This window comes from Pseudomonas fluorescens, from assembly GCF_019212185.1.
Classification (GTDB): domain Bacteria; phylum Pseudomonadota; class Gammaproteobacteria; order Pseudomonadales; family Pseudomonadaceae; genus Aquipseudomonas.
This window is the reverse complement of the sequence record NZ_CP078138.1, coordinates 225,143-237,162: the sequence shown is the minus strand read 5'-3', so window position 1 is coordinate 237,162 and position 12,020 is coordinate 225,143. Positions and strand designations below refer to the sequence as shown.

Genomic DNA, 12,020 nt, shown 5'->3' with positions numbered 1-12,020 from the left:
GGCATTACGCCGGCAGGCGCCCGAAAGGGCGCTTCACAAGGAGTTTGCTGGATGAAAAAACTACTCGTCGCGTTCGCAGCCGTTGCTGCGTTCTCCGCCCAGGCTGCAGAAACCCTAACCGTTGCCGCCACCCCGGTACCGCACGCAGAAATCCTTGAGTTCGTGAAACCGGCCTTGGCCAAAGAGGGCGTGGACCTCAAGGTCAAGGTCTTCACCGACTACGTGCAGCCGAACGTTCAGGTCGCGGAAAAGCGCCTGGATGCCAACTTCTTCCAGCACCAGCCGTACCTCGATGAATTCAACAAGGCCAAGAACACCAACCTGGTGAGCGTGGCCGGCGTGCACATCGAGCCCCTGGGTGCATACTCCAGCAAGTACAAGTCGCTGGCCGAGTTGCCAGGTGGCGCCACCGTGGTCATTCCGAACGACGCCACCAACGGCGGCCGTGCCCTGCTGCTGCTGGACCACGCCGGCGTGATCAAGCTCAAGGACTCGAAGAATATCTTGGCGACCGTCAAGGACATCGCCGAGAACACCAAGGGCCTGAAATTCCGCGAGCTGGAAGCCGCCACTATCCCGCGCGTGCTGACCCAGGTTGACCTGGCGCTGATCAACACCAACTACGCGCTGGAAGCCAAACTGGATCCGTCCAAGGATGCGCTGGTCATCGAAGGCAAGGACTCGCCTTACGTGAACATCCTGGTTGCCCGCCCGGACGACAAGGACAGCGACGCCATGAAGAAACTGGTAGCTGCCCTGCACAGCCCGGAAGTCAAAGCGTTCATCCTGGAGAAGTACAAAGGTGCGGTAGTGCCGGCGTTCTGATCTGAGCGATACAACTAAAAAGGGGCGCATTCAATGCGCCCCTTTTTTGTGCCTGATAAACGACTCGATTACTGACGGCTGACCATCACAGGCAACTGCGCCACCAGCTTGACGTTGTTCAAGGGCGCACGGATGAATCCGCGCTGGGTGCCATCCGGGCCGATCACCGCCAAATTGCCGCTGTGATCGACGGTGTAGTTGGGCTTGCTGGTATCCGCCGGAATGAACGGGATGCTCAGCGCGTTGGCCACGGTCTGCAGTTCTTCGACCGATTTCGGCGCCAGCCCGATGAACTGTGGATCGAAGTAACCCAGATATTGCTTGAGCTGCTGCGGTGTGTCGCGATGAGGGTCGACGCTGACCAAGATGATCTGCAGCTTGTCGCCCGCATCCGCCGGCAGCTCGCTCTTGATCTGACGCAGTTGGGCAAGGGTGGTCGGGCAGATGTCCGGGCAGAAGGTGTAGCCGAAGAACAGCAGGCTCCACTTGCCTTTCAACTCATTGATGGTGACCGGCTGGCCGTCCTGGTTGGTCATCTGCACGTCCGGCAGGTTGCGGCTTTGCGGGAGCAGGATGATCCCGGCATCGATCAGCGCGGTCGGATCTCCCTGGCCCTTGCCGGACAGGACCTTGTTGATGGTCAGCCCGAGGACAAGGGCAATCAGGGCAACAAGGATGAAGACAGTTTTCTGGGTTCGGGTCATAGGTTCAACATCAGATAGTGGTCTACGAGCAGGGCGATAAACAGCAGGAACAAGTAGTAAATAGAGTACTTGAAGGTGTTGATCGCCGCGTGCGGCCGAGTGCCACGGTACAGCACCACGGCCCATTGCAGAAACCTCGCTCCCAGCCCCAGTGCACAGGCCAGGTACAACAGGCCGCTCATATGGATCACATAGGGCATCAGGCTCACTGCCAGCAGGGCGCAGGTGTAGAGCAGGATGTGCACCTTGGTGTAGTGCTCGCCATGGGTCACCGGCAGCATCGGGATATCGGCCTTGGCGTACTCCTCCTTGCGGTGAATCGCCAGCGCCCAGAAGTGTGGCGGGGTCCAGGCGAAAATGATCAGCACCAGCAGCAGCGGCTCAGCGCTGAGGTGCCCGGTGACGGCGACCCAGCCCAGCAAAGGCGGGGCAGCACCGGCCAGCCCGCCGATCACGATGTTCTGCGGGGTGGCGCGCTTGAGGAAGCCGGTGTAGATCACCGCGTAGCCCAACAGCGAAGCCAGGGTCAGCCAAGCCGTCAGCGGATTGGTGAAGGCCAGCAGCAGGGCTTGCCCACTGAGTGCCAGCACCAGGGCAAAGGTCAAGGCCCCGAACGGTGAGACCCGGCCTTCGGCCAATGGCCGTTTGTGGGTGCGGGCCATGACGGCGTCGATTCGCCGATCTACCACATGATTGACCGCCGCCGCGCCGCCGGCACACAAGGCGATGCCCAGGTTGCCGAATATCAATACCGTCCACGGCACGCCGGCCCGGGTCGCGAGGAACATGCCGACCAGCGAAGTGATCAGCATCAGCACCACCACCTTGGGCTTGGTCAGCTCCAGGTAGTCACGCCAGATTGCCTGCCGGGGCCGTTCGCCGATCAGAGTCGCCATGGCATTTCTCCTTTTATGGTTATCGGCCCAGCCGCATGTTTACGCGGGCTGAAGCGCCAGCGTCCGAGCGCCTGTTGCTCGACCCGGACCAGGCTGGTGCGGGCGTGGTAGTTGACCAGCACCAGGGTCAGCAACAGCGCCGCGCCTCCGGCGTTGTGTGCCACGGCCACCGGCAGGGGCAGGTGAAACAGCACATTGCTGATGCCCAGCGTGATCTGCGTGGCCAGCGCCAGCAACACCAGGCCGGCCAGGCGAGTCATGCCGACCACTTTCAGTTGCCAGGCCAGGCCCAGCAACACCAGGGTCACCAGCAAGGCGCCGATGCGGTGGGTCAGGTGGATGGCGGTGCGCGCATCACTGTCGAGCTGTCCGCCGAGGTAATTGGGGCCGATATGCTGGGTCAGATGAAAGCCGTTGGCGAAGTCCGCCGGTGGCAGCCATTGACCATGGCAGGTCGGGAAATCAATGCACGCCACCGCCGCATAATTGGAACTGACCCAGCCACCCAGGGCGATCTGACCGATCACCAGCAACAGACCAGCAGTTGCCCAATACTGCAAGCGGCGCGGCACGATCAGCGCCGGCAACACGCCAGACAACCTCAGGGTCAACAGGAACAACAGGCTCAGGGTGGCGAAGCCGCCGAGCAAATGCCCGGTCACCACCTGCGGCCACAGTTTGAGGGTCACGGTCCACATGCCGAACGCCGCTTGGGCGAACACCACCGCCATCAGGAACAACGGCAGTTTCAGCGGTTGATCGGGATGCTTGCGGTGAGTCCAGGCACGCGCCGCCAGCAACACGATCAGCAGGCCCAGGGTCCCGGCGAAATAACGGTGGATCATCTCGTTCCAGCCCTTGTGGGCCTCGACCGGGGTATCTGGAAAGTGCAATTCGGCATGGGCCAGTTGGGCTTCGCTTTTCGGTACGCTGATAAACCCATAGCACCCCGGCCAGTCCGGACAGCCAAGGCCGGCATGGGTCAGCCGAGTGTAGGCCCCCAGCAACACGACAATCAGCGCCAGCAAGGTGGCAAACAGCGCGAGGCGAAATCCAGGTTTGGCCATGACGATGCCCTTATCCGATATTCGACAGTTTCAGCAGGTGGCGCAGGTCGTTGAGCAGGTCCTTGCCTTTGACGGTGGGGCCGTAGCGCAGCACCAGGTTGCCGTGGGGATCGATGATCCACAGTTGCGCCGCACTTTTGCCTTCCACGGCTTTGTTGTAGGTCCCAAGGTCCAGCGGATAGCGCTGCAGTTGTGGGTACTCGCGCTTGAGCTTGGCGTCGTAATCGGCACTCAACGGCTGGGCGACCGCCAGGGCGTGACTGGCGCGGGCAGCATCACGGTTCAGGCCGACCTGGATCTGCCGGGCGAGGTACACCAGTTGCTGGCAATCGACCGAACACTCCTTCGGCGCCGTCACCAGCATCTGCCAGCGCTGCTCGTCCGCCTGCACCCCCAGGTCGGCGCGCCCCTGGCCATTGCCGATCAGTTCGCCGTGATAGCTGCGCCCGTCCGGCACCCAGAACTGCAATTTGTACATGCCGGTGGCGAGGATCATCGGACCGATCACCATCAGCACAATCAGGATCAACTGCCAACGTCCACGCCGCCGTTGAGGCGCCTGTGCATTAGACATGTTGGGTGGATTCATGGCCGCTCCCATGGTTTTTCTCCCTTGCGTTGTGCCATCCGAGGTAGAGATAGAGGCCGAACAGTGCGAGCGCCATGGCGAACCACTGCACGGCATAACCGAGGTGTTTTTCCGGGCCCATGGACACCACTGGCCAGTCGGCCTGGTAGGCCGCAGGCCCGGCTTCTGTGCGAATTTCGTAGGCGAAACCGCTGCGACCCAGTTCGTCCCAGAGCTTTTGCGGGGCGATCGCCGTCACCAGCCGCGGCCAGTTGGCCTGAAGGGGATCGGCATGCAGTTGAAAGGTGGTACCGGGAGCGACATAGACCCACGCGGTCAGGCTCAATGCCTGCTCGGGTGTGCTGAATGCCGGCGGTGTGCGCCGGTCCGGCCACGGCAACCAACCGCGATTGACCAACAGCCATTGGCCGCTGGCCTGATCGAGAAATGGCTGCAGCAACTCGACGCCGACCTTGCCATCGCGCTGCCGGTTGTCCAGCAGCACGCTGTGTTCGACGTCGAAATGGCCGTGTAGGCTGACCCGCCTGAAGGCCGGATCAGAGCTGTGCAGCAACTCAGCGACGGCCACTGGCTCGCCCGCCCGGCGTTCGGCGTAACTGTCCATGAGCAGCTTTTTTTGCTCGCCACGGGCCAGTTGCCAGAAGCCGAGCGAGACCAGCAGCGGCAGCAACAGCGCCACCACCAGGCTCGGCACGAGACCCGGGCGGAAATGCTTCATGGCCGCGCCAGAAAGTCAGCGGGCGAGCTGGCTATACTCAAATGCATACGCGTTTCCCCCGGAGTGTCCCCATGCTCAAAGCAGCCATCGTCCTGATGCTGATTGCCACGGTTGTCAGCCTGTTCAGCGGCCTGTTTTTTCTGGTCAAGGACGACAGCAGCTCACATCGCCTGGTGATCGCCCTGAGTGTTCGCGTTGGCCTGGCCGCCGTCACCGTCGGCCTGATCGCCTGGGGCTTCTTCAGCGGCCAGCTGGTCTCTCATGCCCCCTGGTAAACGGCCTCAAAGCACGTAGACGAAGACAAACAAGCCGATCCACACCACGTCCACAAAGTGCCAGTACCAGCTCGCGGCTTCGAAGCCGAATTGGTGCTCGGCATCGAAATGCCCGCGCAGGACCCGCATCAGCATCACGAACAGAATCAGGGTGCCGATGGTCACGTGGGCGCCATGGAAACCGGTGAGCATGAAGAAAGTCGCGCCGTAGATGCCCGAACCGAGGGTCAGGCCCAGCTCTTTATAAGCGTGGATATACTCTTCAGCCTGGAAGCCGAGGAACGCGCAGCCCAGCAATACGGTCAGGGCCAACCAGATTTTCAGCGCGCCGCGATGGCCTTTTTTCAGAGCATGGTGGGCGATGGTCACGGTGATACTGGACGTCACCAGAATGACTGTATTGAGCAGCGGCAAGCCCCAGGGGCTGATGACGTCCTTGGGTGGCGGGAACAGTTTGGAGTCCGGGTTTTCCAGCAGCGGCCAGACGAACTGGAAGTTCGGCCAGAGCATGTGGGCGATGCCTTTGGTGCCTTCACCACCCAACGCCGGACCCGAGACATGGCGCACGTAGAACAGCGCGCCAAAGAAGGCGATGAAGAACATCACTTCGGAGAAGATAAACCAGCTCATGCCCCAGCGGAATGAGCGATCGAGTTGCGCACTGTACAACCCCGCACGACTCTCCTTGATCACCGCGCCGAACCAGCCAAACAGCATGTAGGCCAGTAGCAGACCGCCGACGAAAAAGATCAGCGGGCCGTGGGATTCCGGGCGCGCCGCCTTGAGGTCGTTGAACCAGGTGCCCAGGCCGAACACCGTGACGAACATGCCGATGGTGGCGATGATCGGCCATTTGCTCTGGGCGGGTACGTAATAGTGCTCATGAGTTGCCATTTATTGTTCTCCTTATCGGGCACGCTTGAACGTCTAGCCACCGGTCTTCTCGGCGACGGCCACGGGCGGATGACGTGCAGTGATATCGAACAGCGTGTAAGCCAGCGTCAGGTGCTTCACATCCTTGGGCATATCGCGGTCAACGATGAAACGTACCGGCATCTCGATCTGCTGACCGGGCTGCAGCACTTGCTGGGTAAAGCAGAAGCATTCGGTCTTGTGGAAGTACATCGCCGCAGCGCTGGGCGAAATGCTCGGCACCGCCTGGGCGCTCATGGGGTGGTCACTGGGATTACGCGCGATGAAGATCATCTCGTTCACCGCCCCCGGATGGACCACGATGTCATCGGATTTGGGATAGAAATCCCAGACCATGTCGATGGCATTGGTCGACAGGAACTGCACCCGCACCTGGCGCGAAGCATCCACCTGCTGCTCACCCGTGTACTGGCCACCGGTCTTGCCATTGATGCCCAACGCCTTGCACATCACGTCGTAAATCGGCACCAGGGCAAAACCAAAGACAAACATCGCCACCACCACCAGCAACAGCCGGGTGACTAGTTTTTTCATCGAGATCGAGTCAGCCATGGTGTCGATCCTCCGCGCCGTTCACTTCACATCTGGCGGTGTAGTGAAGGTGTGATACGGCGCTGGCGATGGAATTTCCCACTCCAGGCCTTCGGCACCATCCCAGGGTTTCGCTGGGGCGGGTGGGCCACCGCGAATGGTCTTGATCACAATGAACAGGAAGAAAATCTGCGTGGCGCCGAACATGAACGCGCCAATCGACGAGACCATGTTGAAGTCGGCGAACTGCAGGTTGTAGTCCGGGATCCGCCGCGGCATGCCCGCCAGCCCGACGAAGTGCATCGGGAAGAACGCCATGTTCATGCCGATGAAGGACAGCCAGAAATGCAGCTTGCCGAGGGTCTCGTCATACATGTGGCCGGTCCACTTCGGCATCCAGTAGTAGGCCGAGGCGAAGATCCCGAAGATTGCGCCCGGCACCAGCACGTAGTGAAAGTGCGCCACCACGAAGTAGGTGTCCTGATACTGGAAGTCCGCCGGAGCGATCGCCAGCATCAACCCCGAAAAGCCACCGATCGAGAACAGAATCACGAACGCCACGGCGAACAGCATGGGCGTCTCGAACGTCAGCGATCCCTGCCACATGGTACTGGCCCAGTTAAACACCTTTACCCCAGTGGGCACCGCGATCAGCAACGTGGCGTACATGAAGAACAGCTCACCCACCAACGGGATGCCCACCACGAACATGTGGTGCGCCCAGACGATGAACGACAGGAAAGCGATGCTCGCCGTCGCATAGACCATCGAGGTGTAGCCGAACAGCGGCTTGCGCGAAAAGGTCGGAATGATCGAGCTGACGGCGCCGAACGCCGGCAGAATCATGATGTACACCTCGGGGTGACCGAAGAACCAGAACACGTGCTGGAACAACACCGGGTCACCGCCACCGGCGGCACTGAAGAAGCTGGTGCCGAAGTGGATGTCCATCAGCATCATCGTCACGCAACCGGCCAGTACCGGCATCACCGCGATCAGCAGGAAGGCGGTGATCAGCCAGGTCCAGACGAACAGCGGCATCTTCATCAAGGTCATGCCCGGGGCGCGCAGGTTGAGGATGGTCGCGATGACGTTAATCGCGCCCATGATCGAACTGATACCCATCAGGTGGATGGCGAAGATGAAAAAGGTCACGCTTTCCGGGGCGTAGGTGGTGGACAGCGGTGCGTAGAAGGTCCAACCGAAGTTCGGTCCGCCACCGGGCATGAACAAGGTCGAGACCAGCATCAGGAAGGCTGCCGGCAGCAGCCAGAAACTGAAGTTGTTCATCCGCGGCAGGGCCATGTCCGGCGCCCCGATCATCAGCGGAATCATCCAGTTGGCCAGGCCGACAAACGCCGGCATCACCGCACCGAAGACCATCACCAGGCCATGCATGGTGGTCATCTGGTTGAAGAAGGCCGGTTCGACAATCTGCAGCCCGGGCTGGAACAGCTCGGCGCGGATCACCATGGCAAACGATCCGCCCAGCAGGAACATCATGAAACTGAACCACAGGTACAGGGTGCCGATGTCCTTGTGGTTGGTGGTCAGCACCCAGCGCATCAAGCCCTTGGCGGGACCATGGGCGTGGTCATGGCCGGCATGACCATGGTCATCGATCACTGCGCTCATGTCCTTTCTCCTGCAAACCAATGGGCTGGGCGGCCTGGGGGGTTGAGCCCCAGGCGTTCACGGGAACATGCAATCGAGCGGCTCATTTGCTTTCCGCCTGTTTCAGGGCCAGCACGTCTTTCGGCGTGACCATATCGCCTTTGTTGTTACCCCAGGCGTTACGCTCGTAGGTAACGACGGCGGCGATATCGACTTCCGACAGCTGCTTGCCGAACGCCGCCATGGCGGTTCCCGGTTTGCCGTGGAAGACGATGCTCAGGTGAGCGTCCTTCGGACCGGTGGCGATTTTCGAGCCCTTGAGTGCCGGGAACATCGGCGGCAGACCCTGGCCTTCGGCCTGGTGACAGGCCACGCAGGTGGTGTGATAGATCTTGTCGCCGCGCTCCTTGAGCTCGTCCAGCGTCCATTCCTTGCTGGTCAGCTCCTTGAGCTTGGCGGCTTCGGCCTTGCGTTCGGCGAGCCAGGTGTCGTAGTCGGCCTTGGTTTTGACGTCGACCACGATCGGCATGAAGCCGTGGTCCTTGCCGCACAACTCGGCGCACTGCCCACGGTAGAGGCCGGGCTTGTCGACGCGAGTCCAGGCCTCGTTGACGAACCCGGGAATCGCATCACGCTTGACCGCGAATGCCGGCACCCACCACGAGTGGATAACGTCGGCCGAGGTCACCAGGAAGCGCACCTTGGCCCCCACCGGCAGCACCAGCGGCTGGTCGACTTCCAACAGGTAATGCTCGCTCTTGGCGCTCTTGTTGTGGATCTGTTCTTGAGGCGTGGCCAGGTTGCTGAAGAACTCGACGTCCTGGCCCAGGTATTTGTAGTGCCACTTCCACTGATAGCCGGTGACCTGGATATCGATATCCGGCTCACTGCTGTCGTACATCTTGATCAGGGTGGCGGTCGCCGGAACAGCCATGGCGACCAGGATGATGAAAGGCACGATGGTCCAGAGAATCTCGACCGTCGTGCTTTCATGGAATTTGGCGGCTTCCTGTCCGGTGGAGCGCCGATGCATGATCATCGACCAGAACATCGCCCCAAAGACGATGATGCCGATCACTACACAGATCCAGAAGATGGTCATGTGCAGGTCGAACACTGCGTGACTGATTTCAGTAGCCCCAGGCGCCATATTCACAGTCCAGGCGGCTTGCGCCTGACTGAAAACCGACCACAACAGGAGGCCCATCCAGACTTGTGGATGTCGCATCATTGCGGGTTCCCCTTATCGTTCTTGTTATCCCGCCGGCTTTCACCTGCGTCCAAGGGAGCGGCTACCTAGACTACGAACTTAAACCGCCAAGCCTTGCTGCACATGCAGTCGGGCGTCATCAGCTAACTTCATACAAAACCGAGTATAGACAGGGAGTACGACCTCGCAACGCGACGGCGTAAATCAGCTGAAACACCCTAGACTTGCGCCATGGGCCACGGATGGAGAAGGATGTGGGGTGGATGATGGCAAATGGATATAACCTATACGCATCAAAGGTGAAATAATTATGACAAATACGTCTTAAGGGTTTTCATAAGCAAGCTAACTTATGTCTTCCCCTATTTTCCTGCCTTCGTTTCCTGGAGTTTTCATGAACACCGCCGCATTGCGCGAGCAGATTCAACGTGCACAGCAACATGAGTCCGAAACCGGTCAGCTGAGCCGTCAGCTGGAAGACCAACTGCCTCACCTGCATGACGCCATCAAGTTACCCGAGGTCGACGCCAACGGCGCGATGACCCGTTTTGTTGCTGCTTACATCGACCAGGTACCCGACCTGCTGGACGCGGCCAATGAAGTCGCGCGAGAAGCCGGTATCGAATCGCAGATCAAACCGGTATTGAAGATCGCCGAACAGTTCTTCATCCAGCCACCGGAAATCATGCAGGGCCATGTCGGCCTCGACTGTCTGCTGGACGAAGCCTACCTCGCACATCGCCTGGTAGAGGAAGTGAATGACCTGTACATCAAGCATTTTGGCCAGCCACTGATCCCCTTGGACATGACTGTCGCCAACCTGATTGCCCACCAGTTGATCGGCGAAGATTTCGCCAATCAACTGGATGAGGCGGTTCATCATGCCGTCGACGAAATGCTCGACGAAGACAGCTTCGCCCTGGAATCGGTCGAAGCCTACCGGGAAAAACTCAACAGCCCGGACACCGGTGCTGCCTGGAAACGCTGGCCGTGCCTGTCCCGCCAGTTGGGTGTTGGTCTGGAACTGGATCAACCGGCAGCTTGACCCCTTTTTGAGAGATCGCAGCCAGCAGAAATCCCTGCAGACTGCGATCTTTCGCTTTAACCAAGCCCCACCGTAGTCCGCAATCGCCCCTCCAGTCGACGTTTCAATCCACGCGCCTCGATCACCAACCGCGATCCCTTGCTCTGATTGGCCCGATCCCATTCCTCCAGCAATTCCAGGCAGGCATGGTCGATGTAACTGAGGTTGTTCAGTGGCACATGCACCGTTGCACCCGCCGGAATGGCCTGCAATGCCCGCGACAACGCTGGCACCTTGAGAAAGGTCGCAGCGCCAGTCAGCCGCAATTCCATTTCTCCCTGCGGCGCCAGATCGACCAGACTGATTTTCAGGCGGGATGCCTTCCAGGCCAGTTTCACCAGGGTCAGGCCAAAGCCGATCAGCACTCCCGTCAACAAGTCGCTGAAGATGATCGCCAGTGCAGTGACGGCGTAAGTCAGCATCGGCAACCGACCATAGCGCTGCAGGCCACGAAACGCCTTGAGATCGACCAGCTTGATCCCCGTATACACCAACACCCCCGCAAGACTGGCTACCGGGATGCTTTGCAGGACGCTGGAGAGCAGCAGCACAAATCCCAGCAACCAGACGCCATGCAAAATGGCCGACAGACGCGTTTTGGCTCCCGCCTGAACGTTGGCCGAACTGCGCACGATCACTCCGGTCATCGGCAAGGCGCCCAGCAGACCGCAGAGCATGTTGCCCACGCCCTGAGCAGACAATTCACGGTCGAAATCAGCCCGCGCGCCACTGTGCATTCGATCCACGGCGGCTGCTGACAACAAGGTTTCCGCGCTGGCAATAAACGCTACTGCAAACGCGGCAATCAACAGGTTGGGGTCGGCCAGGTTCAGCAAGTCCGCAGGTTTCAACCAGTCGATGGCCTCGGCTAGATTGGCTGGAACCTCGACTCGTTTGACGTCCAACACCAGGAGCAAGCTGGTGATGGTCGCCAACGCGACGCCGAGCAGAGCCCCGGGGATAAAGCGCAGAGCTGGCGGACGCAACTTCTCCCAGAGCCCCATCACGGCGATGGTGGATAGCCCCAACAAACCGGCCTGCCAGCCCACTGCACCGTCGAGCGCCTGCGCCACAGTCGCCGGGAAACCGATAAGGTTTTCCAGACCCGAGGGTTTGGGTACCCCGTCAAACAGCACATGCACCTGCGACAGCACGATCAACACGCCAATCCCCGCCAACATTCCATACACCACTGCCGGTGCCGTCACCCGAAACCAGCAGCCGAGTCGCAGACGACCGGCAAGCAATTGCAACAAACCGGCCAGCAGCAGGATCGGGCCCAGCATCGCCACACCATGCTGGCGTACCAATTCGAACACCAATACCGCCAACCCCGCCGCCGGCCCGCTGACTTGCAGCGGCGCCCCCGCGAGCCAACCCACCACCAGCCCGCCGATGATTCCGGTGATCAGGCCCTTGGCCGGGGGCATCCCGGACGCAATGGCAATGCCCATGCACAACGGCAGGGCGACCAGAAATACCACCACCGAAGCCATTAGCTCCCGTGGCAAAACAGCTCTCAATTGCGCAGTACGCATAGCGCGTCTCCCGATTTTTTACAGGCGTGACAAGGC

Annotated in this window: 13 protein-coding genes; 3 read left to right on the top strand and 10 right to left on the bottom strand. The window is 60.3% G+C overall.

From position 1 onward, the window contains the following. The first annotated feature begins 51 nt into the window (after positions 1 to 51). Positions 52 to 825 (top strand): MetQ/NlpA family ABC transporter substrate-binding protein, encoded by a 774-nt coding sequence (locus tag KW062_RS01135; RefSeq protein WP_027616613.1) that lies wholly within the window; start codon positions 52 to 54, stop codon positions 823 to 825. Positions 826 to 893: 68 nt separating this feature from the next. Here KW062_RS01135 and KW062_RS01130 read toward each other — a convergent pair whose 3' ends face one another. From KW062_RS01130 to KW062_RS01110, 5 genes are read right to left on the bottom strand one after another with little or no spacing between them, the layout of a single operon-like run. Then, entirely contained in the window at positions 894 to 1,529 is a 636-nt protein-coding gene (locus KW062_RS01130; RefSeq protein WP_105753503.1) for an SCO family protein, read from the bottom strand. Then, on the bottom strand, positions 1,526 to 2,425 hold the full coding sequence (gene cyoE, locus KW062_RS01125) for a heme o synthase (RefSeq protein WP_027616615.1): 900 nt from the start codon (positions 2,423 to 2,425) through the stop codon (positions 1,526 to 1,528). Before cyoE ends, KW062_RS01130 begins: the two co-directional genes overlap by 4 nt. Then, positions 2,413 to 3,492: a COX15/CtaA family protein gene (locus KW062_RS01120; protein WP_027616616.1), complete on the bottom strand. Its 1,080-nt coding sequence runs from the start codon at positions 3,490 to 3,492 to the stop codon at positions 2,413 to 2,415. Before KW062_RS01120 ends, cyoE begins: the two co-directional genes overlap by 13 nt. Positions 3,493 to 3,502: 10 nt before the next feature. Beyond that, complete coding sequence (locus tag KW062_RS01115) at positions 3,503 to 4,093, bottom strand: hypothetical protein (protein WP_027616617.1); 591 nt, start codon at positions 4,091 to 4,093, stop codon at positions 3,503 to 3,505. Beyond that, positions 4,059 to 4,799: an SURF1 family protein gene (locus KW062_RS01110; RefSeq protein WP_027616618.1), complete on the bottom strand. Its 741-nt coding sequence runs from the start codon at positions 4,797 to 4,799 to the stop codon at positions 4,059 to 4,061. The genes KW062_RS01115 and KW062_RS01110 overlap by 35 nt, the downstream gene beginning before the upstream one ends. Positions 4,800 to 4,870: 71 nt before the next feature. Here KW062_RS01110 and KW062_RS01105 point away from each other — a divergent pair, with 71 nt between their 5' ends. Continuing rightward, positions 4,871 to 5,074 (top strand): twin transmembrane helix small protein, encoded by a 204-nt coding sequence (locus tag KW062_RS01105; protein WP_027616619.1) that lies wholly within the window; start codon positions 4,871 to 4,873, stop codon positions 5,072 to 5,074. 6 nt (positions 5,075 to 5,080) lie between these two features. On the opposite strand, the gene KW062_RS01100 is transcribed toward KW062_RS01105, so the two are convergent. From KW062_RS01100 to coxB, 4 genes are all read right to left on the bottom strand, one after another. Then, positions 5,081 to 5,968, bottom strand: a complete 888-nt coding sequence (locus tag KW062_RS01100) for a cytochrome c oxidase subunit 3 (protein ID WP_027616620.1) — start codon at positions 5,966 to 5,968, stop codon at positions 5,081 to 5,083. Between the two features lie 33 nt (positions 5,969 to 6,001). Beyond that, positions 6,002 to 6,559: a cytochrome c oxidase assembly protein gene (locus KW062_RS01095; RefSeq protein ID WP_027616621.1), complete on the bottom strand. Its 558-nt coding sequence runs from the start codon at positions 6,557 to 6,559 to the stop codon at positions 6,002 to 6,004. A 21-nt stretch (positions 6,560 to 6,580) separates the two neighbouring features. After that, complete coding sequence (gene ctaD, locus KW062_RS01090) at positions 6,581 to 8,173, bottom strand: cytochrome c oxidase subunit I (RefSeq protein WP_027616622.1); 1,593 nt, start codon at positions 8,171 to 8,173, stop codon at positions 6,581 to 6,583. An 82-nt stretch (positions 8,174 to 8,255) separates the two neighbouring features. After that, complete coding sequence (gene coxB, locus KW062_RS01085) at positions 8,256 to 9,383, bottom strand: cytochrome c oxidase subunit II (protein ID WP_105753504.1); 1,128 nt, start codon at positions 9,381 to 9,383, stop codon at positions 8,256 to 8,258. Positions 9,384 to 9,756: 373 nt separating this feature from the next. Here coxB and KW062_RS01080 point away from each other — a divergent pair, with 373 nt between their 5' ends. Further along, positions 9,757 to 10,407, top strand: coding sequence for a hypothetical protein (locus KW062_RS01080; RefSeq protein ID WP_105753505.1), 651 nt, complete (start codon positions 9,757 to 9,759; stop codon positions 10,405 to 10,407). A 56-nt stretch (positions 10,408 to 10,463) separates the two neighbouring features. Here KW062_RS01080 and KW062_RS01075 read toward each other — a convergent pair whose 3' ends face one another. Further along, positions 10,464 to 11,984 (bottom strand): SulP family inorganic anion transporter, encoded by a 1,521-nt coding sequence (locus tag KW062_RS01075; RefSeq protein ID WP_105753506.1) that lies wholly within the window; start codon positions 11,982 to 11,984, stop codon positions 10,464 to 10,466. Between the last annotated feature and the right edge of the window lie 36 nt (positions 11,985 to 12,020).